Source organism: Dyella lutea (assembly GCF_024158035.1).
Taxonomy (GTDB): domain Bacteria; phylum Pseudomonadota; class Gammaproteobacteria; order Xanthomonadales; family Rhodanobacteraceae; genus Dyella_A; species Dyella_A lutea.
In genome coordinates, this window is record NZ_JAMZEK010000002.1 from 475,178 (window position 1) to 499,809 (window position 24,632).

Consider the following 24,632-nt stretch of genomic DNA (forward strand, 5'->3'; position numbering starts at 1 on the left):
GTCAGTCGGCGGAGCCTTCGTCGACATCGGCTTCTTCCAGCGTCTTGAGCACCTGGAAGATCTCGCGATAGGCCCGCGGCGGCTTGTTTGGGGTGCTTTTCTCGATGCGCGCCTGGCGCACCAGCGAGCGCAGGTGCTGGCGGTCGAGCGTCGGATGCTTGTCGGCCAGCTCGGACAGGGCGGCATCCCCCTCGTCGCCGAGCAGGCGTTCACGCAGCGATTCCAGCCGGTGCATCGCCGCGGTCTCCTGGCGCTGCTTGTCGCGGTTTTCGCCCAGCGCGGCCCGCACTGCGTCGAAGGTAGCTTCGTCGTGGCGGCGCATCAGCTTGGCGAGGAAGCCGAGTTGGCGCTTGCGTGCGATGTGCGAGGTGATCTTCCGCACGTTGGCGATCTCGTCGCGCACGTCGTCCGGCAGCTCCAGCTTGGCCAGCCTGGACGGGATCATTTCCACCAGTTGCGTGGCCAGCGTCAGCACGGCCAGTGCGTCGCGCCGTTGCTGGGTGCGGCTGGGACCGTATTCGTTTTCGTCCAGTTCGTACTGGCTGCGGCTGCGGCTGGGGCTCACGGGGCGGATTCCGGCGGGGTGGCGAGGGAGAGCGGGTCGTGGTCGTCGGCCTGCTCCAGCGCGAAGCGCGGGATCGGCTCGCCCTCAAGCTCCACCGTCTCGCAGAACATGGCCGCGGGGCGCACCCACAGGCCGTGTTCGCCATAGAGCGCCTGGTAGACCACCAGCGGCTCCATCGTCTCGCTGTGGCGGGCGGTGCCCAGCACGCGGTAGCGCTGACCCTTGTAGTGGCGGTAGATGCCGGCGGCAGGTTGCATGGGACTCTCCACAGCGGCCAGACTGGCGCGCTCTTTTCATGCCGGCCGGCAGGCCCCATGTACAGGGGCTGGGCGGCGCGGGTCGTCCATTCTACCCGTCCATCCTGCAGGAATCCCACGTGAGCGACATCACTCTCCATCCCGACCGCAGCCGCGAGGAGCTGGATCGCCTGGCCGACCTGGCGCAGGACGTGATCCGCCGCGCGCGCGCCGCCGGTGCCAGCCAGGCCGAGGTGGCCGCCAGCATCGACACCGGCCTGAGCGTGAACGTGCGGCTGGGCGAGGTGGAAACGGTCGAGCACACCCGCGACCGCGGCTTCGGCCTCACCGTGTACTTCGGCCAGCGCAAGGGCTCGGCCAGTACCGCCGACCTGAACCCGGACTCGATCCAGGCCACGCTGGACCAGGCCTGCGCGATCGCCCGCTTCACCGAGGAAGACCCGGCGGCCGGCCTCGCCGACGCGTCGCTGATGGCCACCGAGTTCCCCGATCTGGACCTGTGGCATCCGTGGGCGATCGATACCGCCGGAGCCATCGTGCTGGGCCAGCGGATCGAGGACGCGGGCCGCGCCCACGCCGGCATCAGCAATTCCGACGGCGCAGGCGTGCAGATGGGCGAGAGCCTGTCGGTCTATGCCAATTCGCACGGCTTCGTCGGACGTGAGCGAGGCACCCGGCACTCGATCTCGCTGTCGCTGATCGCCGGCGACGAGGCCGGCATGCAGCGCGACTACTGGTACGACAGCGTGCGCGATGCGGCGAAGTTCATGGACGCGAAGGCGCTGGGCGACAAGGCCGCCGAGCGCACCCTGGCGCGGCTAGGTGCGCGCAGCCTGTCGACGCGGCAGTGCCCGGTGCTGTTCGCGCCGGAGCTGGCGCGCGGGCTGGTCGGTCACCTGGTCAGTGCGGTCAGCGGCGGGGCGCTTTACCGGCGCTCCAGTTTCCTCGTCGACCATGCCGGCAAGCCGGTGATGCCGCCGTGGATGCAGATCGTCGAGCGGCCGCTGCTATGCGGCGGTCAGGCATCCGGCGCGTTCGATGCCGAGGGCGTGGCCACCCGCGACAGCGCACTGGTCGAGGATGGTGTCCTGGCGCGCTACGTGCTCGGCAGTTACTCCGCGCGCAAGCTGGGCCTGGCCACCACCGGCAATGCCGGCGGCATCCACAATCTGGTCGTCACGCCAGGCAGCAGCGACGGCGAGGCCAGCGACTTCGCCGGCATGTTGGCGCGCCTGGGTACCGGTCTGCTGGTCACCGAGCTGATGGGGCAGGGCGTCAACACCACCACCGGCGATTACTCGCGCGGCGCTTCGGGGTTCTGGGTGGAGAATGGTGCGATCGCGTTCCCGGTCGAGGAAATCACCATTGCGGCCAACCTGCGCGACATGTTCGCCGGCATCGTGGCGGTGGGGTCGGATGTGGATCCGCGTTCGCACATCCTCACCGGCTCGATCCTGCTCGATCGCATGACCGTCGCCGGCGAATAGCCGATCGGTCCCCTGCGCAAAAGTCTGCGCTCGCGGTAGCATCGACAGGACATCGCCGCGTCGCGCGATGCTTTGCCACTACCGAGGGTCAGGCCATGAGCATTCCCCCCGAAGACGTCGTACCTCCTCCGCCCCCGCCGGCCGCGCCGCCGCCGAGCGATCCGCCGCCATCCGAACCGCCGGTTGCCGGTGGACCTTCCGCCGAGCAGCGTCAATGGGCGATGTTCGCCCACCTGTCGGCCTTGCTCGGTCTGGTCACCGCAGGTTGGGCCTGCTTCCTGGGGCCGCTGGTCATCTGGCTGGTGAAGAAGGACACCATGCCTTTCGTCGACGACCAGGCGAAGGAAGCGCTGAATTTCAACATCACGGTGATGATCGCCGGCGCGATCTGCTGGATCCTGGTGTTCGTGCTGATTGGCTTCCTGTTGCTGTGGGCACTGGCGATCGTGTGGATCGTGTTCACCATCATCGCGGCGATCAAGGCCAATGAGGGCGTGGCCTACCGCTATCCGTTCGCGCTGCGTCTGATCAAGTAACCCCGCTGCAAAGCAGCGGCATGAGAGAACCTGCCAGAATCGGCGGTGCGGTGTGCGGGGCCATCAGCGAACGGGTCCGCACACCGATCGGGAGCCAGCGCCACCGGGACTGGCAGACAAATCGGAAAAGGGGAGATAGGGATGGGATTTTTCGACTGGTACGTGTCGTGTATCAAGGATCACTACGTCGATTTCGAAGGCCGTGCGCGGCGCCAGGAGTACTGGATGTTCACCCTGGTGAACATCCTTGCCGCCATCGTGGTGGGCGTCATCGGGGCGATCATCCATCTGCGGATGCTGGGTTCGCTGTACTCGCTGGCAGTGCTGTTGCCAGGTATCGCCGTGACGGTGCGCCGATTGCACGACACTGATCGATCGGGCTGGTGGATACTGATTGGCCTGATCCCGCTGATCGGCACGATCTGGCTGCTGGTACTGCTGGTGCTCGAGGGTACCCAGGGCTCCAACCAGTACGGTCCGGATCCCAAGCAGGCGGGTTGAACCAACAGGCTTCGCAGCGTGACAAAAAGGGCGGCGCAAGCCGCCCTTTTCAGTGCTGGCGACCGGCTGCGTAGCGCGCCAGCTCGATCAGCAGCTCGCTACGCGACTCCAGCATGGAGATGGCGGCCAGCGCCTCGTCGGTGAGCTGTGCCAGCCGTGTGCGCGAGGCGTCCAGGCCCAGGATCGACGGGAAGGTGGGTTTGTCGGCCGCTGCATCCTTGCCGGCGGTCTTGCCGATCACCGCCGATTCGCCCTCGACGTCGAGAATGTCGTCGCGCACCTGGAAGGCCAGGCCGACGGCGCGGGCGTAATGGTCCAGCGCATCCAGCGTCGCGGTGTCGGCGCCGGCGGTCATCGCGCCCAGCTGCACCGAGGCGCGGATCAGCGCGCCGGTCTTGCAGGCGTGCATGTGCTCCAGCTCGTCCAGCGACAGCGTGCGGCCAACGGCGGAAAGATCCAGCGCCTGGCCCCCGGCCATGCCTTCGGCGCCGCAGGCGCGGCCGAGTACGCGTTGCATCGCCATGCCGGTGGCAGGATCTACCGGAGCCTTGGCCAGCAGTTCGAAGGCCAGCGCCTGCAGCGCGTCGCCGGCAAGGATCGCCATCGCCTCGCCGAACACGATGTGGCAGGTGGGGCGGCCGCGGCGCAGTGCGTCGTCGTCCATGGCCGGCAGGTCGTCGTGCACCAGCGAGTAGGCATGGATCAGTTCCACCGCGCAGGCCGGCGCGTCGAGCACCGGGTCGTTGCAGCCCAGCGCGTGGCCGGCGGCATAGACCAGCAGCGGACGCAGCCGCTTGCCGCCGCCGAGTACGGCGTAGCGCATGGCGCGATGCAATTCGGCGGGCGGGGCATCTTCGGCGGGCAGTGCCGCGGCGAGGGCGCGGTCGGCGCGATCGATCAGCGCCTGCAGCGCCGGGCTCAGCTCAGAGTTCGGGTTCAAACGGTTCGGCGCTCTCGGGGGCGTCGGGGTCGAGCAGCAGGCGCACGCGCAGGTCGGCCTTCTCCAGCGCCTGCTGGCAGTGACGGTAGAGACCGATGCCACGCTCGAAGGAGGCCAGCGAATCGTCCAGGCTGAGGTCGCCGCCTTCCATCTTCGCCACGAGCTGTTCGAGCTCGTCGAGCGAATGCTCGAAGTCGGCGGCTGGCGCGGTATCGACAGGGGCGGGAACGGTCTTTGCCATGGCCGGGAACGCTAACGCAGCGGGGCACGGGAATCAATGGAAAAGGCGTCGCGCATGCCCTGGAAATCGCATGGTATCGGGCTTTTGCGCTAACGGCCCGGAACCCAGCGCAGCGTTTCGCCGAGCAGGACCCGCCCGCGGTCGCTCAACCAGCGGTCGGCGATGGCCACGAGCGCATGGTCCTCCCAGATCAGCGGGCAGGCCAGGCGTTGCCAGGGGGGCACTGCGCCGGCCTGGAACAAGTCGCGCAGTTCGCGGGTGTGCGGGTCGCCGGCCGGCTTGAGCCGCTCGCCGCCCCGGCGCAGGCGGACCGTGAGCGGGGTGTCCAGCGTGCGGTCGACGCGCAGCGAGGCGCCGTCCGGCAGGGCCAGCACACCGCCGTGCCAGCATGCCTGCCAGTCCGGGTCGAACGACGGTGCCGGAGGCAGGGCCCACAGACGCCCGCGCCACACGTGCAGCTCGGCGCCTGGCCAGCGGATGCAGGGGACGCGGCCGTCGCGGGCGTCGATCTGGTGCAGGATCTGCGCCCGTTGGCGGCCGGTGGGGGCGGGCAGGCCACGGCCGTGCAGCCAGTGATCGAGCAGCGGCTCGCGCAGGGCCGCGGCGAGGCCGCGCCAGCCGGCGGCGTCCAGGCTGCCGGTGACGTGGTCGTGCAGTTGCACGAAGGCTGCCAGCCAGTGGGTGCGCAACGCGTCGGCGGCCGCCTGGCAAAGCGCGGCGCTGCGGACGATCGAGTCGGCGGCCTGGGGCCAGTGCCGGGCGAGGCGCGGAAGAATCTCGTGGCGCAGCGCATGGCGGGCCAGTCGCGAATCGGCGTTCGCCGGGTCATTGAGGCAGGTCAGCGCGTGGCTCTGCACATAGGTCTGCAACGCATGGCGGGGCAGGTCCAGCAGGGGGCGCCACAGCGTGCCGGCACCCAGTGTCCGCCGCTCGCGCATGCCACCCAGGCCCTCCGGGCCGGCGCCTCGCAGCAGTTTCAGCAACACCGTCTCGACCTGGTCGTCGCGATGATGGGCGGTGAGCAGTTGCTCGCCCGGCTGCAGCTCCGCGGCCAGTGCGGCGTAGCGAGCCTCGCGTGCCGCCCCTTCCATCCCGAGGCCGGCATCCAGGTCCACCGTGACACGCAGCACCGTGCAGGCGACGTCCAGCGCCGCACTGAACGCCTGCGCGTGTTCGGCCCACCGTGCGCTGTCCGGATGCAGGCCGTGGTCGACATGCAGCGCACGCAATGGCCGCTCGCGAGGTAGCGAGGCCAGCGCATGCAGCAATGCCGAGGAGTCCGGGCCACCGCTGAAGGCCACGCACAGGCCATCTGCCGGCGCGTCGGCTAGCCGGGCAAGCAGGTGTTCGGTCAGCGAGTGAGACAAGACGATGTGTTGTGGCCGGGGAGGCGCACAGTCTAGGGCGGCCGCCGCGGTCACGCCCGCTGCGCGACGACGGGGGGCTATTTGCGCCGCTTGTCGCGCACGTAGAGCGTGCGGGTCGCGCCGTCTCCCCGCGGGTCGATCTCGAACAGGCCGATCGCATCAACCAGCTCGCTCAGCTTGCGGTAGCCGTAATTGCGCGGGTCGAACTCCGGCGCCTGCTTGGCCACCGACGAGCCGATCGCGCCCAGGTGTGCCCAGCCGCTGTCGTCGGACACCGCGTCGATGGCGTTGCGCAGCAGGCCGACCAGTCGTGCGTCGCCCTTGAGCTGGGCCTGTGACAGGCGCTTGGCCGGCGCCTCGTCCTCCGGCTTCTCCACCAGCAGCTCGGTGTAGATGAACTTGTCGCAGGCGGCGACGAAGGGCTCGGGCGTCTTCTTCTCGCCGAAGCCGTAGACGGTGAGCCCGGACTCGCGGATGCGCGCGGCGAGCCGGGTGAAGTCGCTGTCGCTGGAGACGATGCAGAAACCGTCGAATCGCCCGGTGTAGAGCAGGTCCATCGCATCGATGATCATCGCCGAGTCGGTGGCGTTCTTGCCGCGGGTGTAGCCGAACTGCTGGATCGGCTGGATCGAGTAGGTCAGCAGGGTTTCCTTCCAGCCCTTCAGGTGCGAGCCGGTCCAGTCGCCGTAGATGCGCTTGGCGTGGGCGGTGCCGTACTTGGCGATCTCCGCCAGCAGACCCTCGACGATGGCCGGCTGGGCGTTGTCGGCGTCGATCAGGACGGCGAGGCGGTCGGATGGGGTGTTGGCCATGGCGAAGCTTCCGTGGGCGAGCCGGTGTCCATCATGGCAGAGCGGCGGAGGATCTGGGTCAGTAGCGGACGCCGGCGCGGTCCAGTTCCTGGCGCAGTGCATCGAGTCCCAGCCAGCCGTGCCAGCGGGCGACTTCACGGTCGTGGCGGAACACGTAGTACGTCGGCATGGCCCACGAGTCGAGTTTCCTCCATTCGCGGTTGCGCCACGCTACATGGATGGACTGGGTGGGGAAGGCGCGGTTCCAGGCGGCGGCATCGGCCAGTGGCGTGCCGTCCGACGCCAGCCACATGGCATGCTGGCGGAACAGCGCATCCAGCCGCGGATCGGCTGCGATGTCGCGCGCGGCGTCCTCGGAGAAATGGCAGGCGGCGACCACCACGATGCGCAGCGGGACGTCGAGGTCGACCGCTTCGCGCGTCATGTGCCGGCCATCGGCCGAGACGGTGAGGACGGTCGGTACACCGGAGCGCGTGGGCCGGCTTTCCAGCGCCGGCAGCACGCCCACCGGCATGCCCGGATGCTCGCGTGCCAGGGCGCGTGCGGCATCGAAGTGGCGCGTGGTGACGCGCGCCCGGTACAGCGGCACGAAATCCGCGTCGCCCGCCATGCCGCGCAACTGCATGGCGGCCAGCGTGCGGCCGAGGTCGTCCGCGGCGCGGCCGTCGGGATCGACGCCCAGCACCCGTCTGGCGGCGCGCGCCAGCAGGCGCAGGTCCGGTGCGCTGACGCGGGCCAGTGCCGTCGGGCTGAAGGCGTTGCCGAACAGCCGCGTGTAGTCCGCGCCCAGCCCGGCGTGTCGGGCTGCGTCGGTGCCGTGGCGCTCGGCCAGCACCAGCGCGTCGTAGCGCTGCTCGATCGGCGATTCCGGGCAGTTGTCCGGCTTGCAGCCACGCCGTGCGGCGTCGGCAGCCCGCTCGGCCTCGCGGCGCGCGTGTTCGGCGGGCGACAGGCCGAGGCCGGCGCCGTAGGCCTGGTCGCCAAACAGCGCCAGCACCGCCTCGGTCTGGGCGTGGGTCAGCGTCTGGTCGAGGTCATCGGTGGCGAAACCGCCGAGGCCGCGGTCGCCGAAGCGCAGGCTCGCCAGGAATCGCTTGCGCGCGCCGGGCGGCAGCGCGCCCAGCGGCGAGCGTTCGATCGGCGTGTCGAGCAGGTAACGGGCCAGCGCCGCGGGCGTCGCGATGGGCGGTGAGCTGGTGGCATGGGCGACGGGCGCGAGCAGCGCGAACGTCGTGGCGAGAGCGATGCGAAGCATGGCGGCCCCGTCGTGCGGCGATTCCGTTCGCGTCCGACGATAACAGCCTTGCCCGGGCGGGATCAGCCCTCGGTGTAGGCGCCGTAACCGCGCAGACGCTGGTAGCGACGGGCCAGCAGGTCGGGCACGTTCAGCGCCTCGAGCCGGTCCAGCTCGTTGAGCAGCACGGCCTTCAGGCGGATCGCCATCGAGTGCGGGTTGCGGTGCGCGCCGCCCAGCGGTTCGCGTACCACCTTGTCGACCAGGCCCAGCTCGAGCAGGCGCGGCGCGGTGACGCCCATCGCGTCGGCCGCGTCGCGCACCTTGTCCTGGCTCTTCCACAGGATCGAGGCACAGCCTTCCGGCGAGATCACCGAATAGATCGAGTACTGCAGCATGATCACCGCGTCGCCGACGCCGATCGCCAGCGCGCCGCCGGAGCCACCCTCGCCGATCACCGTGCAGACCACCGGCACCTTCAGCTCGGCCATCTCCAGCAGGTTGCGGGCGATCGCCTCGCTCTGGCCGCGCTCCTCGGCGCCCACGCCGGGGTAGGCGCCGGGGGTGTCGATGAACGTGAGGATGGGCAGGCCGAAGCGCTCGGCCAGCTTCATCAGGCGCAGCGCCTTGCGGTAGCCCTCCGGGCGCGGCATGCCGAAGTTGCGGCGCACCTTGCCCTTGGTGTCGCGCGCCTTCTGGTGGCCGATGATCATCACCGGCCGGCCGTTGACGCGGCCCAGGCCGCCGACGATAGCGGCGTCGTCGGCGTAGGCGCGGTCGCCGGCCAGCTCGTGGAACTCCTCGCAGATGGCGCTGATGTAATCCAGCGTGTACGGCCGCGCCGGATGGCGCGAGAGCTGGGTCACCTGCCAGGAATTGAGGTTGCGGAAGATGTCGGCGGTCTTGACCTTGAGCTTCTCGCGCAGGCGGCCGACCTCGTCGTCGATGTCCACCGCCTGGCCATGGCTGGCATGGCGAAGCTCTTCGATCTTCGCTTCCAGCTCGGCAATCGGTTGTTCGAAATCGAGGAAGTTCGGGTTCATTCGGCGCGGTTCAGGGCAGTAAGCGGGGCAGTATAGCGGTACGCGGAAAAACGCGAGAACGCTGGCGTATGGGGTTGGAGCGAAGAGTGAGTGGCGAGGGGTGAGGAGTGAGGAGTGAGGAGTGAGGAGTGAGGAGTGAGGAGTGAGAGATCAAGCCTCCGGAGCAGGCATGGCTTTTTCTCGCTTCCAACGCCCTGCCGCGCACTACAGGCCCTTCGCCATGCGTAGCCGGGCCGCCTTGCCCCCGGGCAAGGCCCGCACGGCGCGCAAAAGGTCCAGGGAGGAGTGTGTGGTGCAGCGGTCGGAGTGAACGTTGCCTTTCTCTCACTTCTCACCTCTCTCCACTCACTCCTGGCTTTTCACGATGCGCAGCCGCGCCGCCTCGACCCCGGGCAGGGCGCGCACGGCGCGCAGCAGGTCGGGGATCGCCTCGACCCGCCAGTCCTCGCCCAGCTCCAGGTCGGCCTGGGCGTCGCGGTTGTGGTAGCCGTACAGCACCACGCTGGCGCGGCCGCCGCGGAAACCGGCCAGGGTGCGCTGCAACTGCGCCGGGAAATCAGGGGTGATGCCGTTGAGCTTCAGCCGCAGCACGCGGGCATGGCGCCGGCAGGCGTCGGCAAGGGTGACTGCACTGCGCGCCCGGACCTGGAAGCCGCCGCCGGAGAACTCGTCGATGCGCAGGCCGCCCTCGACGATCAGCATCTCGTCGCGGGTGAGCAGCGGCGCGACCTGCTGGAACAGCTCGCCGAAGAAACTCACCTCGATGCTGCCGGTGCCGTCCTCCAGCCGCACGAAGGCGTCGGATTCGCCGCGCTTGCGCACGGCGGTGACCATGCCGGCGACCGTCCACGGCGTGTCCGGGCCGCGGCGGAAGCGGTTGTTCTCGCCGTCGTCGTTCTTGCGCGGACGCGGCGGCTGGTAGCGCTCGGCGATCTCGCCCAGCGGGCAGCTCGACAGCTGCGCCAGCTCGTCGCGCCACGGATCGGTGGGATGGCCGGACAGGTAGTGGCCGAGCGTGTCGCGCTCGCCCTGCAGCTTCCGCTCCAGCGGCCATTCCGGCACGGTCGGCAGGTCGATCTGCACCACCGGCGTCACCGCCCCCATCGCCGCGCCGAACATGTCGTTCTGGCCGGACTGGCGGTCGCGCAGGTGTTGTTCGGCGGCCTTGATCGCGTCTGGAAGCTGCTCCATCAGGCTGGCGCGGGTCGGCGCCAGCGCGTCGAGCGAGCCGGCGTGGATCAGCGCTTCGAGCACGCGACGGTTGAGCTTGGTCGGGTCGACCCGGCGGCAGAAGTCGGCCAGGTCCTTGTAGGGCCCGTTGCGCTTGCGTTCGTCGACGATCGCCTCGCAGGCACCCTGGCCGACGCCCTTGATCGCGCCGAGGCCGTAGCGGATCACCTTGGGTTCGACTGCAACGAACATGTACTCGGAGGCGTTCGCGTCCGGCGGCAGGATGGTCAGCCCGATCGCCTTGGACTCGGTCAGGAAGGTCACCACCTTGTCGGTGTTGTCCATGTCCGAGGAGATCGTCGCGGCCATGAACTCGGCCGGGTAGTGCGCCTTCAGCCAGGCGGTCTGGTAGGAAACCAGGGCGTAGGCGGCGGCGTGCGACTTGTTGAAGCCGTAGCCGGCGAACTTCTCCATCAGGTCGAAGATTTCGTCGGCCTTCGATGCGCTGAGCCCGTCCTTGGCCGCACCCTCGCGGAACGTCGCGCGGTGCTTGACCATCTCCTCGACTTTCTTCTTGCCCATCGCGCGGCGCAGCAGGTCGGCGCCGCCGAGCGAGTAGCCGCCGACGATCTGCGCCATCTGCATCACCTGCTCCTGGTAGACCATGATGCCGTAGGTCTCTTTCAGGATCGGCTCGACGCGCGGATCGGGGTATTCGACTTCTTCCTTGCCGTGCTTGCGCGCCACGAAGCTGGGGATCAGGTCCATCGGACCCGGCCGGTACAGCGCCACCAGCGCCACGATGTCGCCGAAGCGGTCGGGCCTGGCGTCCTTGAGCATGCGCTGCATGCCGGAGGATTCGAGCTGGAACACCGCCACCGTCTGCGCGCGCTTGAGCAGCTCGTAGGTGGGCACGTCGTCCAGCGGAATCTGGCTGATGTCCAGCGGCGCCTCGCCGCTCTGGGCGCGACGCGCGTTGATCGCCTTCACCGCCCAGTCGATGATGGTCAGCGTGCGCAGGCCGAGGAAGTCGAACTTCACCAGGCCGACGGCTTCCACGTCGTCCTTGTCGTACTGGGTGACGACACCCCCGCCGCCCGGCTCGCAGTACAGCGGGGCGAACTCCGTCAGCGGCCTGGGGCCGATCACCACGCCACCGGCGTGCTTGCCGGCGTTGCGGGTGAGGTTTTCCAGGCTCAGCGCCAGGTCGATCAGCGGCCGCGCCTCGTCCTCGTCCTGCTCGTACAGCTCGCAGAATTCCTTGACGACGCGATCCGGCTCCTTCTTCGACTTCTCGCTGCGGCCCAGTGCGTCGGACAGGGTCAGGTCGAGCGGGCGCGCGGGGATCAGCTTGGCGATGCGGTCGACCGCGTTGTAGCCCATGCCGAGCACGCGGCCGGAGTCGCGCAGCACCGCCTTCGCCGCCATCGAGCCGTAGGTGATGATCTGGCTGACGTGGTCGCGGCCGTACTTGCGCGCCACGTAGTCGATCACCTCGTCGCGGCGATCCATGCAGAAGTCGATGTCGAAGTCGGGCATCGACACGCGTTCGGGGTTGAGGAAGCGCTCGAACAGCAGGTCGTACTGCAGCGGGTCCAGGTCGGTGATCTTCAGCACCCAGGCGACCAGCGAGCCGGCGCCCGAACCGCGACCCGGGCCCACCGGGATGCCGTTCTGCTTACCCCAGTTGATGAAGTCCGCCACGATCAGGAAGTAGCCGGGGAAGCCCATCTCGATGATGACGTCCAGCTCGCGTTCGAGCCGCGCCTCGTAGTCGGCCAGGGTCTTGCCGTCGGCCAGCGGCGCGGCGGCGAGGCGCTCGGCCAGGCCTTCGCGCGCCAGTTCGCGGATGTAGCTGGCCAGATCGTGGCCGTCCGGCACCGGGAAGTCGGGCAGGTAGTAGGTGCCGAACTTCAGCTCCAGGTTGCAGCGCTTGGCCAGCTCGACGGTGTTTTCCAGTGCCTCGGGCAGGTCGGCGAACAGCGCCTCCATTTCTTCCGGCGACTTCAGGTACTGCTGGTCGCTGTAGTCGCGCGGGCGCTTGGGGTCGGCCAGCACGCGACCCTGGTGGATGCACACGCGCGCCTCGTGCGACTCGAAGTCGTCCTGCTTGAGGAAGCGCACGTCGTTGCTGGCGATCACCGGCAGCTCGAGCTCGGTGGCCAGGATCAGTGCGGCGGCGTTCCAGGCTTCCTCGCCGTCGCGGCCGGTGCGGGTGAGCTCCAAGTAGAGGCGATCGGGAAACAGCCGGGCCAGTGGGCGCAGTTTCGCCAGCGCCGCGTCGGTGCCCTGGTTCACCGCGATGCGGGCGACCTCGCTCTCGCGGCCAAGCAGGGCGATCAGTCCTTCGGTGGCACCGGGGATGAGCCATGCGGCGTCGACCATCGCCTTGCCGCCGGCCTGGCCGTCGCGCCAGGCGCGCGACACCATCCGCGACAGGTTCAGGTAGCCGGCGTGGTTCTGGCACAGCACGGTGAGCCGCCAGGGGCGCGGGTCGTCCGGGGCGTTCACCCACAGGTCGCAGCCGCCGATCGGCTTGATGCCGGCCGCGCTGCAGGCCTTGTAGAACTTCACCAGCGCGAACATGTTGCTGTCGTCGGTCAGCGCGACCGCGGGCATGCCGGCGCGCACACAGCCGTCGACCAGCGCCTTGATGCGGATGGTCGAGTCGACCAGCGAGTACTCGCTGTGCAGGTGCAGGTGGACGAAACGGGCGGGCATGGCGACTCGGCGGCTGACCCGGAAAGGTAACCGTGGGTCGGATGGGCCACAAGCTTGACAGTTGCGGGAACCAGACCATCCCGCATCCGCCGGGCGTGGCCGGTGGCGGCGGCGGGGCGTGGGCGGTCAGCCTCCCGCGATGGGGAGCCCGTCGACGGGTTCGATGTACGGCCGGCATCCCGGCCCCGCACAGGCTTCGCGCCGCAACGGCTGGCGGAAGCCGATGACCGGGCCGTTCGACTCAACGGATGGTGAAGCGCTGGCAGTCGTCCTCGCCGAGGACATGGTCGAATGGCTGGATCAGCAGGCCGCGGCCGTCGTAGTCGTGATGCGCGGTGTCGTCCGCCTTGCCTCGCGGCAGCGCCCGGTCGATCGCTTCGCGCAGCGGGTTCGGTGCAGGGACGTCGGATGGTGCGGGCCAGGGAGCGGTGGGCGATGTCATGACGGGGCTCCTCGCGGTCTTTCCGCGGTTGGAACGATCCGCCGGAGCGGATCCGGGGGCGTCCCTGCATCGGGCGGGCGGATGGGGTGGCCGTCGCCTTGTCCTGTCCCATGGGATGCGGGAAACGCGGTCCGCGTTGCGCGGCCGGCAGGATCCGGTCCGGATCGGTGCCCCGCATCGGCAGGGGCTGTACGTAGCATTTTACGCCGCTAGCATGCGCCTGCACCTGCCACAGGTCAGGTCTTCGCTGGCCCGTTGCTTGCTGCCTGGGGCGCTCAGAACAGGGCCATCTGCTCGAGCGCCCGGCCGACCGGGGCGAAGCTGCGCCGGTGCTGCGGGCACGGTCCCAGCCGCTGCAGCGCGTCGAGGTGCGCGGGCGTCGGGTAACCCTTGTGCACGGCGAAGCCGTAGCCCGGATGGACCGCGTCGAGTTGCACCATCAACCGGTCGCGGGTGACCTTGGCCAGGATCGAGGCGGCGCTGATCGCCGGCTCCAGCGCGTCGCCGCCGACGATGGCGCGTCCCGGGCAGGGCAGGTCGCGCGGCAGCTTGTTGCCGTCGACCAGCGCCTGGTGCGCCTGCGGCGAGAGGCCGGCCACCGCGCGGCTCATGCCGGCCATGGTGGCCTGGAAGATGTTCAGCCGGTCGATCTCCTCCGCCTCGACCACCACCACGCAGTGGGCGAGCGCGTGCGCGATCACCTGCGGGTAAAGCGCGTCGCGCTTCTTTTCGCTGAGTCTTTTCGAATCGTCGAGGCCGGCGATCGGTCGCGCCGGGTCGAGGATCACCGCGGCAACCACCACCGGGCCGGCCAGCGGTCCACGACCGGCCTCGTCGACGCCGGCGATCCGGTGCGGGCTCCGGTCAGCCATGTGCGATATTCCGTTCGATCAGCTCGGCCACCGCGGCGGCCGCGGCGTCGCCGGCATGACCGGTCAGGTCGACCTGCAGGGCGCGGTGCAACTGCTCGAACGTGGCGACGATCGCACCGCGTCGCTCACTGTCGTCGAGCAGTGCCAGCGTGTCGTTGGCCAGGTGCGCCGCGGTGCAGTCGTCCTGCATGCGTTCGGACACCGGCAACGGATCGCCCAGGCCGCTGGCGCGTGCCAGCACGTTGGGCAGGGAATAGATGTCGGTCTTGAGCATGCGCAGCAGCCGGGCGATGCGATAGCTGAGCGGCGACACGCGATAACCGACCACCATCGGCCGCTTCGCCAGCATCGCCTCCAGCGTGGCGGTGCCGGAAGCCAGCAGTACCACGTCGGCGGCCAGCATCGCCTCATGTGCCTGTCCGTCGAGCAGGCGGGGTGGCTCGGGCCAGCGCAGGCCCGGCTGGTTGAGCAGCGTCCGCAGGCGTTCGTGCATGCGGGCGTTGGCCGAGGGAATCACTACCTGCAACCCCGGCACGGCGGCGGCGACCCGGGCGGCGGCGTCGAGGAAGATCGACCCCAGCCGCTCGATCTCCGAGCCGCGGCTGCCGGGCAGCACCGCTAGCACGGGCCGTTCCTGCGCGAGGTTCAGCGCCTCCCGCGCGCCATGGCGGTCGCCGACCATCGGAAAGCGGTCGGCCAGCGGATGGCCGACGAAGCGTGCATCGACGCCATGGCGGTCGTAGATCGGCGGCTCCATGGGGAACAGGCACAGCACGCGGTCCGCGCTGCGGCCGATCTTCTCGGCGCGCTTCTCGCGCCAGGCCCAGACCGAGGGACTGACGTAGTGCACGGTGCGCAACCCGGCTTCGCGCAGGCGCCGTTCCAGGCCGAGGTTGAAGTCCGGCGCATCGATGCCGATCACCACGGCCGGCCGTGCCGCGATCAGGCGCTCCAGCAGTTCCCGGCGCAGCCTGAGCAGGCGCGGCAGATGACCGAGCACCTCGGCCAGGCCGAACAGGGACAGTTCGGCCATGTCGTACCAGGACTGGAAGCCCTGCGCCTGCATGCGCTTGCCGCCGATGCCAGCGAAGCGCGCCTGTGGGTAGCGGCGGCGCAGGGCGGCGATCAGGTCGGCGCCGAGCTGGTCGCCGGAGTCCTCGCCGGCGACGATGGCGATGAGCAGGGCGTCGGAATCGGAGATGCGCGAGTCGGCAGAGGCTGGCGGCTGGTTCATGCGCGCCATTGTAGTGCGTGGCGTCCGGCCGGACGGGGCGTGGCCACGGGCCGGCCCCGATCGTCGTGGTTTCAGCGTGCCAGCGAGCGCTCGCTGCGCTCCAGAAACTCCAGCATCGCGCGGACGTCCTCGCTGTCTTGCGCCTGCGTAGCCAGCTGCTCGCGCGCCTCGGACAGGCTCAGGCCGGCCATGTAAAGCGTGCGGTAGGCACGCTTGATCGCCGAGATCCGCGTGCTGTCGAAGCCGCGGCGCTTGAGGCCCTCGCTGTTGATGCCACGTGGGCGACCGCGGGTCTCGTTGGCCATCATGACGAACGGCGGAACGTCGCTGCCGACCAGACAGCCCATGCCGATGAAGGCGTGCGCACCGACCTTGCAGAACTGGTGCACGCCGGCGTAGCCGGAGACGATCACCCAGTCGCCGATCTCCGCGTGCCCGGCCAGCGCGGAGTAGTTGGAGAACACCACGTGGTTGCCGACCTGGCAGTCGTGCGCCACGTGCACGTAGGCGAGCAGCCAGTTGTCGTCGCCGATGCGGGTGATGCCGCCGCCGTCGCCGGTGCCGCGGTTGATGGTGACGAATTCGCGGATCAGGTTGCGGTCGCCGATCACCAGTTCGGTGCGCTCGCCCTGGAATTTCTTGTCCTGCGGCGCGCCGCCGAGCGAGGCGAACTGGCTGATGCGGTTGTCGCGACCGATGTGGGTCGGGCCCTCGATCACCACGTGCGGTCCGATCACGGTGTCGGCGCCGATCTCCACGTCCGGCCCGATCACCGTGTATGCGCCGATGCTGACGTTGTCGCCCAGCACGACCGAGGGATCGATCTGGGCGGTGGGGTGGATCGACGCGGTGTGGCTCATTTGTCGGACCTCGCCGCGCACATCAGTTCGCAGCTGGCCACTTCCCTGCTGTCCACCAGGGTGCGCGCAATGAACAGGCCCATGCCGCGCATCAGGCGCTTGAGCGAGACCTCCATGCGCAACTGGTCGCCTGGCACCACCGGGCAGGCGAAGCGGGCGTTGTCGATCTTCGCCAGGTAGAACAACGGGCTGCCCTGGTCACCCTTCAGCCGGCTGGAAATCTGGGTGAGCAGGCCGGCGCTCTGCGCCATCGCCTCGACGATCAGCACGCCCGGCATCACCGGGTGGCCGGGGAAGTGGCCCTGGAAGAACGGCTCGTTCATCGTGACGTTCTTCAGCGTCACCACGCTGGTATCCGGAACCAGTTCGATCACCCGGTCCACCAGCAGGAACGGGTAGCGGTGGGGCAGCAACTGCTGGATCTGTTCGACACCGACCGGCAGGCTGAAATCCGCTGTGTAATCACTCATTGCTGCTGTCCTTCTCCAGCGCCGCGAGGCGGCGCGCATAGTCGTCGAGATGCTTGAAGCGGGCGGCGTTCTTCCGCCACTGCCGGTTTTCCTGAAGCGGCGTCCCCGACGAGTACTCGCCGGGTTCGCGGATCGAATGGGTCACCAGGCTCTTGGCCGTGATGGTAACCCGGTCGGCCAGCTCCAGATGGCCGAGCACACCGGCGTTGCCGCCGATCATGCAATAGCGGCCGATCTTCGCGCTGCCGGCTACCGCCGCGCAGCCGGCCAGGGCCGTATGCGCGCCGATGGTCACGTTGTGGGCGATCTGGATCTGGTTGTCCAGGCGCACGTCTTCCTCGAGCACGGTGTCGTCCAGCGCGCCGCGGTCGATGGTGGTGTTGGCGCCGATCTCGCAGTCGTCGCCGATGCGCACGCCGCCGAGCTGGGGCAGCTTGATCCAGTGGTCGCGATCGAAGGCGAGGCCGAAGCCGTCCGAACCGATCACCGCGCCGGGGTGCACCAGTACCCGCTTGCCCAAGGTGACGCGGGTGACCAGGGTCACGCGGGCGACCAGCCGTGATTGGGCGCCGACCACGCAACCCTCGCCAATGACGCAGTGCGGGCCCAGCACGACCCCATCCTCGATCACCGCGTCTGCCTCCACCACGCTACAGGGGCCGATGCTGGCGCTCGGGCTGACCCGCGCCGTCGACGCGACCACCGCGCTGGGATGGATGCCCGCCGGAGCGGCCGGCAGGTGCTCGAACAGCGCGGCGATCGTCGCGTAGGCGACGTAGGGATCGCGTGCGATCAGGGCGGCGCCCGGGCATTGCGCCAGATCGGCCTCGCGCAGCACCACCACGCCGGCACGGGTGCCCGCCAACTGGCCGGCGTACTTGCTGTTGGACAGGAAAGTGAGCTGGCTCGGCCCTGCACCGGCCAGCGTGCCCACGCCGTCGATCACGCGTGCAGCATCACCGTGGGCCACGAGGCCGAAGCGATCGGCCAGCTCTGCGACCGTGTAGGAATTCGCGCTCATGGATGCTCCGGGAAAGCGCGTCATTGTAGGCGACCCGCGGGCGGGTGTCCGTGCGCCGGCGAAGGGAGTGGGGCCTGAAATGCAGAAGCGCGGCCGGAGCCGCGCTTCTGCAGGGGTGATTCCGCGGACGGGAATGATCAGAACTGACTGCCGAAGGTGAACTGGATGCGCTCCTCGTACGGACGATCGGAGGGCTTGGAGCGGATCGGCGTGGCGAAGTTGATGATCAGCGGACCGATCGGCGCCTGCCAGTGCAGCGAGATACCGGCCGAGGCGCGCAGGTCGGCCGCCTTGAAGCTCTGGTAGTCCTTGTAGGCGTTGCCGACGTCCATGAACAGCGACACGCGGGCGGTGTTGATGTCCTTCAGGAACGGCAGCGGCAGGTACAGCTCGGACGTCCCGAGCACCTTGAAGGCGCCGCCGATCGGCTGCGCGTACTGGTAGTAGCTGCCGGTGCAGTAGCCGTTTGAGCTCGGCTGGATCGCATGACCGCTGGCGTCGGTACCGGAGCACACGCGCGGGCCCAGGGTGTTGTCCTGGAAGCCGCGTACGTCTCGCACGCCGCCGGAGTAGAAGTTCTGCCAGAACGGGTAGTCCAGCGGCTGTCCGGCCAGGTACTGGCCGAACGAGTTCTTGTAGGTCTGGCTGCCGTAGGTGGCGCCGTACTGGGCCTGGCCGTCCAGGTAAAGCACGAAGCCACCGCCGATCGGCCAGTAGTGGTTGGCTTCCGCGCTGACGCGGAAGTGCTGCACGGTGGAGCCCGGCAGCGCCACGTCCGTGGACACCGACATCAGGCCACCGCGGGTCGGCGCCCAATAGCCGTTGCGGGTGTCGTGGTTCCAGCCCAGGGTGCCGGTCCATTCGTGGATGGTCTGGTGGCCGAGCGCGTTCTGGTAATCCAGCAGCACCTGCGGGCTGTAGCCTGGGTAAAGGTTGATCTTGTTGCTGCTGACGCCGAGGCCGACGCGCAGGCTGTCGAACTCGGTAATCGGGATGCCGAGGAAGGTGGAGAACGACTTGGCGCTGGTCGCGTAGTTGGCGAAGTCGGTGTTGCCGTAGTCGGTCTTGGAGTAGCCGACCGTGTAGCCGATACCGATGCCGCTGTCGGTCAGGAACGGGTTGTAGTAGCTGGCATTGACGCGCTTGTAGTACGTGCTGGTCTCGGCGCCTACGCTGAAGCTGTCGCCAGTGCCGAGGAAGTTGTTCTGCGACACCGAGGCGGACAGGATCACGCCCGAGTACTGCGAGTAGCCCACGCCGAACTGCAGGCTGCCGGCGGACTGTTCTTCCACCTTCACGGTGACGTCGACCTGGTCCTGGGTGCCGGGCACGCGCTGCTTGTCGATGTCGACCTTCTTGAAGTAGCCCAGCTGCTGCAGGCGGATCTTCGAGCGGTCGATCAGCGCCTGCGAGTACCAGGAGCCCTCCAGCTGGCGCATCTGGCGGCGGAGCACGTCGTCCTCGGTGCGGGTGTTGCCCTGGAAGATCACGCGGCGTACGTACACGCGCTGGCCGGGTTCGATGTAGAAGGTCAGGTCGACGGTGCGCTTTTCCTTGTCCAGCTTCGGCACCGGCGTCACCTTGGCGTAGGCGAAACCGAGGTTGGACAGGATGCCCTTGATGGCGTTGGAGGTGCCTTCGACGGCGGCGCGGTTGAACTTGTCGCCGGCCTTCACGAACACCAGCTGGCGCAGGGTTTTCTCCGGCAGGATCAGCTTGCCCAGCAGGTGCACGTCGGAGACGGTGTAGACCTCGCCTTCCTTGATGCTCGCGGCGATGTACATCTCGCGCTTGTCGGGCGAGATGGTGACCTGGGTGGAGTCCACGCCGAAGTCGGCGTAGCCGCGGTTCATGTAGTAGGACTGCAGCTTCTCCAGGTCGCCGGAGAGCTTTTCGCGCGAGTACTGGTCGTTCTTCGAATACCAGGACATCCAGTTGGTGGTGCCGGACTCGAAGTTGTCCTCGATCTGCTTGTCGGTGAACGTGGTGTTGCCGACGACGTTGATCTCCTTGATCTTGGCGACCTTGCCCTCGCGGATTTCGATGTCCAGCGCCACGCGGTTGCGGTCCAGCCGGGTCACGTGCGGGTCGATCGACACGTTGTACTTGCCGCGGTTGTAGTACTGGGTGATCAGTTCCTGCTTCACGCGGTCCAGCGAGAGGCGATCGAAAGTCTCGCCCTCGGACAGGCCGATTTCCTTCAGGCCCTTGCGCAGGTCCTCTTCCTTGATGTCCTTGTTGCCGCGGATGGTCAGCTTGGCGATCGAGGGGCGCTCGACCACCTTGATCACCAGGATGTTGCCCTCCCGGCTCATCTCCACGTCGCTGAAGAAGTGCGTGTCGTAGAGGGCGCGGATGGCGCGCTGGGCCTCGTCCTCGGTGAACTGGTCGCCCTTGTTCACCGGCAGGTAGTTATAGACCGTGCCCGCCGAGATGCGGCTCAGGCCGTCGATGCGGATGTCGGACACCACGAACGGTTCGAAGGCCACCGCGTTGGCGGAGAGAGAGGCAAGCAGGAGCAGGGCGGCGATACGCTTCATCGTCGATTCCGTTGGGTTATTTCGACGGGCCGATCATGGTGATCGTCCCGGGCAAGGCATGGCGCAGGAGCAACGCCGACGCTCGATCACGTCCGCCTGCACCGGCGGCGCGTGGCGCCGCGTTCCGGAGCGGGCCGTACGAACCGGCATCATGGGCAGAGCGAAGATCCGTCACGACAGCAGGATGCGATGAAGGTCGTTGTAGAACGCCAGACCCATCATCGTGAACAGCAGGGCGAGCCCGACATACTGGCCGGCGATCATGGTCCGCTCGCTGACCGGGCTGCCCTTGACCAACTCGATAAGGTAATACAGCAGGTGACCCCCATCCAAGAGCGGGATGGGCAGCAGGTTGAGGATGCACAGGCTGAGCGAGACCATGCCGAGGAAGTTGAGGAACCATGCCGGACCCATGCTGGCCGACTGGTTGGCCACCTGGGCGATGCCGATCACGCCGGAGAGGTTCCTGGTGGAAGCTTCACCCACCAGCATCTTTCCGATCATGCGGAAGGTTTGTGCGGCGCTGTCCCGGGTCGTCGAGAGCGACTCGCGGATAGCGCGCAACGGCCCGTAACGCTGGATCGCTGTCTCGGTTTCCGGGGCCAGCACGCCGATCACCCAGTTCGAGGGCTGGCCTTCGAGGGACTCCTGGCGAGCGATGACGGTGAGGGGAACCTGCCGACCGTCGCGCTTTACCACAAAGGCCAGCGAGGGTGACTTCGGGGCCTGCTCGCGGATGGCCTTTTGCAGGTCGTCATAGTTCGCCACCGGCTGGCCATCGACGCTGAGGACGAGGTCGCCGGCCTGCATGCCACCGAGCGCAGCGGGCTTGCCGGGCATGACCGAGCCGATCACCGGCGGCGCAGGGGCCAGCGAGAGTCCCAGCCGGTCGAGATACTGGCCTACATCCTGGCCGGCGGGCAGGCGGTCGAGCGGCAAGGTCAGGTCGCGTTCCCGGCCATCGGTCCCGCGGACGTGCAGGGTGAGCGGATCGCGACCCAGCAGTGCATCGACCAGATCGTCGGTGACACCGGACCAGGTGGTCGTCTTGTGGCCGTCGATGGACAGGATGCGGTCGCCGTTATGCACGCCGGCCTCGGCAGCCATGCTTTGGGGGGCGGCGACAACGACCGGCACCGCATCCGGGCGCCCGATCATGAACATTACCCAGAACGCCGCCACGGCGAAGATCAGGTTGAAGGCCGGGCCGGCCGCGACGATCGCGATGCGCTTCCACACTGGCTTGCCAGTGAATTCCTCGCCCTGCATCTGCGGTTCCACGTCGCCCTCGCGGGCGTCGAGCATCTTCACGTAGCCGCCGAGCGGGATCATCGCGATCTGGTACTCGGTGCCGCCCCGGCCTACGCGCTTCCAGATCGCCTTACCGAAGCCGACCGAGAAACGCAGCACCTTCACGCCACAGCGGCGCGCGACCCAGAAATGGCCGAACTCATGAAAGGTCACCAGCACGCCGAGCGTGACCAGCAGCCAGAACACCGAGCCGAAAAAAGGATTCATCGATAAGAGCTTATCAGCATGCGTGACGGAGGACGCGGCGTGCGGCAGCGCGCGCCACGCGGTCCCGATCCACCAGGGTCTGGACATCGACCACGGCTTCGGCCGGCAGTTCCGCCAGCACGCTCTCCACCACGTTGGCGATATCGAGAAAACCCAGTGCGCCGGCCAGGAAGGCTTCCACCGCTACCTCGTTGGCGGCGTTCAGGATGGCCGGTGCGTCTCCGCCTGCGCGCAGCGCCTGGAAGGCCAGGGCAAGGCAGCGGAACGTGTCGGTATCTGGCCGTTCGAACTGCAGTGGCGCCAGCGCGGCCAGGTCCAGCGGGGCGACGGCGGTGTCGATCCGCTCCGGCCAGGCCAGCGCGTGGCCGATCGCCGTGCGCATGTCCGGGTTGCCGAGCTGGGCCAGTACCGAGCCGTCCAGGTAGTCGACCATGGAATGGACCAGGCTTTGCGGGTGCACCAGCACTTCGATGGCGTCGGCCGGGGCGCCGAACAGGTGGTGCGCCTCGATCACTTCCAGACCCTTGTTCATCAGGGTGGCCGAGTCGACAGAGATCTTCCGGCCCATCACCCAGTTCGGGTGGGCGCAGGCCTGGTCGGGCGTGATATGGGCCAGTTCGGCGCGGCGACGGCCGCGGAACGGGCCGCCGGAGGCAGTGAGGATCAGCCGGCGGACGCCACTCCTGGCGAGGTCCGGGCGGCCGCCCGGCAGGCACTGGAAGATCGCGTTGTGCTCGGAGTCGACCGGGATCAGCTCGCCACCACCCTCGTCCAGCGCGGCCAGCAGCAGCGGGCCGGCCATCACGATCGACTCCTTGTTGGCCAGCAGCAGGCGCTTGCCGGCCCTCGCGGCAGCCAGGGTGGATTCCAGTCCGGCGGCGCCGACGATGGCGGCCACCACGGTGTCGCATAGCGGACCGGCCGCGGCCTCCGCCACGGCCTGGGGGCCGCTGGCCACCTCGCAACGTACGCCAGCCGCAGCCAGGCTCCTGGCCAGTGCCGGCTCCAGCGATGGATCGGCGATCACGGCCAGATCCGGACGATGCCTGGTGCACAGCGCCACCAGTGCGTCGACCTGTCGGTGCGCCACCAGCACGCTGGCGCGGAAGCGCTCCGGATGGCGCGCGATGACGTCGAGGGTGCTGCCGCCGATGGAGCCAGTGGCGCCGAGGACTCCGACCTGCCTCATGACAGCTGCACGACGCCGAGCAACCACAAGCCGAGCGCGAATACCGGCATCGCGGCGAACACGCTGTCGAGCCGGTCGAGCAGGCCGCCGTGGCCGGGGAACAGATGGCCGGAATCCTTCACCTGCGCGTGGCGCTTCATCAGGCTCTCGACCAGGTCGCCAACGATCGACACCGCCACGGTAACCGCGGCCAGCGCGACCAGGCCGGCCAGCCGCGCGTCATGCACGCCCAGCAGCCAGCCGCCGATCGCCACCACCAGGCCGGCCGCGACGAACGCGCCGTAGACGCCGGCCCAGGTCTTGCCGGGGCTGATCTGCGGCGCCAGCTTGCGCTTGCCCAGGAAGCGGCCGGCGAAGTAGGCGCCGATGTCGGCGGCCCATACGATCGCCAGGCCGAGGAAGGTCCACCAGTGGCCGTGCGGCATGGTGCGATGGATCAGCACCAGGCCGGCCCACGCCGGCACCATCACGAACGCGCCGGCCAGCAGCTTCAGGCGCCGGTTCTCCGGCGTCGGCGCGGCACCGAAGGAGAAATGGCGCAGCCAGGCCGACGCGACCACCCACCAGGCCACGCCCAGCAGCGCCATCACCGCCCACAGCCGCGGATCGCGGCTCCAGCCAGCGGCGGCGTAGACCAGCGCCAGTGCGAGCAGCACGGCGATGCGGGCGGCCATGTTGTTCAGTCCGCTCAGGCGCATCCATTCCCAGGCGCTAGCGAGGAACGCGATGGCCACGATCACCGCGAACACCGGCGTCGCCGGCCCGAGGATGATGAACAGGGCCAAGGGGAGCAGCAGCAGGGCGGTGAGGATGCGCTGGAGCAGCATGAAGGTCCTTGGGTTCGTCAGGGCGGAGGTGCTGCAGCGACCTGGTCGCTGGTGCGCCCATAGCGGCGCTCGCGGCGGGCGAAGTCGTCGATGGCCTGCGCCAGGCTGGCCTGGTCGAAGTCCGGCCACAGGGTATCGGTGAAGTACAGCTCGGCGTAGGCGGCCTGCCACAGCAGGAAGTTGCTGATGCGCTGTTCGCCGCCGGTGCGGATGAACAGGTCCAGCGGGGGCAGTTCGGCCAGGCACATCCATCGGCCCAGCGCCGCCTCGTCGAGGGTCTCGGCGGTCAGCTCGCCGCGACCGATTGCCTGGGCGGCCTGGCGCGCGGCCTGCACGATGTCCCAGCGGCCGCCGTAGTTGACCGCGATGTTCAGTTGCAGCCGCGTGTTGCCGGCGGTGCGCTCCATCGCACCGCGCATGCGTTGCTGCAGGTCCGCGCCGAAGCCCGACAGCTCGCCGATGAATCGTAGGCGCACTCCCTGCGCATGCAGCTCGTCCACTTCCTTGTCCAGCGCGCGCAGGAACAGCGACATCAATGCGCTGACCTCGTCCTCAGGGCGTTGCCAGTTCTCGCTGGAAAAGGCGAACAGCGTCAGCGCCTCCACGCCCTGCCGGACACAGCCCTCGATCACGTCGCGCACTGCCTTGCGCCCGGCGTTGTGGCCGAAACTGCGCGGCTGGAAGCGGGCCCTGGCCCAGCGGCCGTTGCCGTCCATCACGATGGCGATGTGGCGGGGCACCCGCGCCGGCGCGCTCATGCGCGATGACGCCGGCCGGGCGGGGCG

23 protein-coding genes are annotated in these 24,632 nt (G+C 68.7%); 3 read left to right on the forward strand and 20 right to left on the reverse strand.

Features of this window, described 5'->3' with window-relative positions; genetic code table 11:
- Position 1: 1 nt before the first annotated feature.
- Both yjgA and NC595_RS09510 read right to left on the reverse strand, forming a co-directional pair.
- Complete coding sequence (gene yjgA / locus NC595_RS09505) at positions 2-565, reverse strand: ribosome biogenesis factor YjgA (protein ID WP_253566082.1); 564 nt, start codon at positions 563-565, stop codon at positions 2-4.
- Positions 562-822 (reverse strand): DUF1653 domain-containing protein, encoded by a 261-nt coding sequence (locus NC595_RS09510; RefSeq protein WP_253566083.1) that lies wholly within the window; start codon positions 820-822, stop codon positions 562-564. Before NC595_RS09510 ends, yjgA begins: the two co-directional genes overlap by 4 nt.
- Positions 823-941: 119 nt before the next feature.
- On the opposite strand from NC595_RS09510, the gene pmbA reads away from it, so the two are divergent.
- From pmbA to NC595_RS09525, 3 genes are all read left to right on the forward strand, one after another.
- A complete protein-coding gene (gene pmbA, locus NC595_RS09515; protein WP_253566084.1) occupies positions 942-2,309 on the forward strand; it encodes a metalloprotease PmbA in 1,368 nt (455 codons plus the stop codon).
- Between the two features lie 95 nt (positions 2,310-2,404).
- On the forward strand, positions 2,405-2,845 hold the full coding sequence (locus tag NC595_RS09520; RefSeq protein ID WP_043598573.1) for a DUF4870 domain-containing protein: 441 nt from the start codon (positions 2,405-2,407) through the stop codon (positions 2,843-2,845).
- Between the two features lie 141 nt (positions 2,846-2,986).
- Complete coding sequence (locus tag NC595_RS09525) at positions 2,987-3,346, forward strand: DUF805 domain-containing protein (protein ID WP_253566085.1); 360 nt, start codon at positions 2,987-2,989, stop codon at positions 3,344-3,346.
- A 49-nt stretch (positions 3,347-3,395) separates the two neighbouring features.
- Here NC595_RS09525 and NC595_RS09530 read toward each other — a convergent pair whose 3' ends face one another.
- The 18 genes from NC595_RS09530 to uppS form a co-directional block, all read right to left on the reverse strand.
- Positions 3,396-4,268, reverse strand: a complete 873-nt coding sequence (locus tag NC595_RS09530) for a polyprenyl synthetase family protein (RefSeq protein WP_425493114.1) — start codon at positions 4,266-4,268, stop codon at positions 3,396-3,398.
- 1 nt (position 4,269) lies between these two features.
- On the reverse strand, positions 4,270-4,527 hold the full coding sequence (locus NC595_RS09535; protein ID WP_063672288.1) for an exodeoxyribonuclease VII small subunit: 258 nt from the start codon (positions 4,525-4,527) through the stop codon (positions 4,270-4,272).
- An 89-nt stretch (positions 4,528-4,616) separates the two neighbouring features.
- Positions 4,617-5,894, reverse strand: coding sequence for a tRNA lysidine(34) synthetase TilS (tilS, locus tag NC595_RS09540; RefSeq protein WP_253566087.1), 1,278 nt, complete (start codon positions 5,892-5,894; stop codon positions 4,617-4,619).
- Positions 5,895-5,971: 77 nt separating this feature from the next.
- Positions 5,972-6,706, reverse strand: coding sequence for an NYN domain-containing protein (locus NC595_RS09545; RefSeq protein ID WP_017461826.1), 735 nt, complete (start codon positions 6,704-6,706; stop codon positions 5,972-5,974).
- Between the two features lie 58 nt (positions 6,707-6,764).
- Complete coding sequence (locus NC595_RS09550; RefSeq protein ID WP_253566088.1) at positions 6,765-7,961, reverse strand: TlpA family protein disulfide reductase; 1,197 nt, start codon at positions 7,959-7,961, stop codon at positions 6,765-6,767.
- 62 nt (positions 7,962-8,023) lie between these two features.
- A complete protein-coding gene (gene accA / locus NC595_RS09555; RefSeq protein ID WP_253566089.1) occupies positions 8,024-8,983 on the reverse strand; it encodes an acetyl-CoA carboxylase carboxyl transferase subunit alpha in 960 nt (319 codons plus the stop codon).
- Positions 8,984-9,328: 345 nt separating this feature from the next.
- Complete coding sequence (gene dnaE, locus NC595_RS09560; protein ID WP_253566090.1) at positions 9,329-12,874, reverse strand: DNA polymerase III subunit alpha; 3,546 nt, start codon at positions 12,872-12,874, stop codon at positions 9,329-9,331.
- Between the two features lie 241 nt (positions 12,875-13,115).
- The gene (locus NC595_RS09565) at positions 13,116-13,316 is read right to left on the reverse strand and encodes a hypothetical protein (protein WP_253566091.1); all 201 of its coding nucleotides are present in this window, start codon (positions 13,314-13,316) and stop codon (positions 13,116-13,118) included.
- Between the two features lie 275 nt (positions 13,317-13,591).
- Positions 13,592-14,188 (reverse strand): ribonuclease HII, encoded by a 597-nt coding sequence (rnhB, locus tag NC595_RS09570; RefSeq protein ID WP_253566092.1) that lies wholly within the window; start codon positions 14,186-14,188, stop codon positions 13,592-13,594.
- Positions 14,181-15,422: a lipid-A-disaccharide synthase gene (gene lpxB, locus NC595_RS09575; RefSeq protein WP_253566093.1), complete on the reverse strand. Its 1,242-nt coding sequence runs from the start codon at positions 15,420-15,422 to the stop codon at positions 14,181-14,183. Before lpxB ends, rnhB begins: the two co-directional genes overlap by 8 nt.
- Positions 15,423-15,493: 71 nt before the next feature.
- Complete coding sequence (gene lpxA, locus NC595_RS09580) at positions 15,494-16,282, reverse strand: acyl-ACP--UDP-N-acetylglucosamine O-acyltransferase (RefSeq protein ID WP_253566094.1); 789 nt, start codon at positions 16,280-16,282, stop codon at positions 15,494-15,496.
- Positions 16,279-16,752, reverse strand: coding sequence for a 3-hydroxyacyl-ACP dehydratase FabZ (fabZ, locus tag NC595_RS09585; RefSeq protein ID WP_253566095.1), 474 nt, complete (start codon positions 16,750-16,752; stop codon positions 16,279-16,281). Before fabZ ends, lpxA begins: the two co-directional genes overlap by 4 nt.
- Positions 16,745-17,773 carry a UDP-3-O-(3-hydroxymyristoyl)glucosamine N-acyltransferase gene (gene lpxD, locus NC595_RS09590; protein WP_253566096.1) on the reverse strand — a complete coding sequence of 343 codons (1,029 nt, stop codon included), beginning with the start codon at positions 17,771-17,773 and terminating at the stop codon, positions 16,745-16,747. The genes fabZ and lpxD overlap by 8 nt, the downstream gene beginning before the upstream one ends.
- Positions 17,774-17,910: 137 nt before the next feature.
- Positions 17,911-20,313 carry an outer membrane protein assembly factor BamA gene (gene bamA / locus NC595_RS09595; protein WP_253566097.1) on the reverse strand — a complete coding sequence of 801 codons (2,403 nt, stop codon included), beginning with the start codon at positions 20,311-20,313 and terminating at the stop codon, positions 17,911-17,913.
- 171 nt (positions 20,314-20,484) lie between these two features.
- Positions 20,485-21,831 carry an RIP metalloprotease RseP gene (gene rseP, locus NC595_RS09600; RefSeq protein WP_253566810.1) on the reverse strand — a complete coding sequence of 449 codons (1,347 nt, stop codon included), beginning with the start codon at positions 21,829-21,831 and terminating at the stop codon, positions 20,485-20,487.
- Between the two features lie 13 nt (positions 21,832-21,844).
- A complete protein-coding gene (locus tag NC595_RS09605) occupies positions 21,845-23,020 on the reverse strand; it encodes a 1-deoxy-D-xylulose-5-phosphate reductoisomerase (protein ID WP_253566098.1) in 1,176 nt (391 codons plus the stop codon).
- Positions 23,017-23,847, reverse strand: a complete 831-nt coding sequence (locus NC595_RS09610) for a phosphatidate cytidylyltransferase (protein WP_253566099.1) — start codon at positions 23,845-23,847, stop codon at positions 23,017-23,019. The genes NC595_RS09605 and NC595_RS09610 overlap by 4 nt, the downstream gene beginning before the upstream one ends.
- 17 nt (positions 23,848-23,864) lie before the next feature.
- A complete protein-coding gene (gene uppS, locus NC595_RS09615) occupies positions 23,865-24,605 on the reverse strand; it encodes a polyprenyl diphosphate synthase (protein ID WP_253566100.1) in 741 nt (246 codons plus the stop codon).
- Positions 24,606-24,632 lie beyond the last annotated feature (27 nt).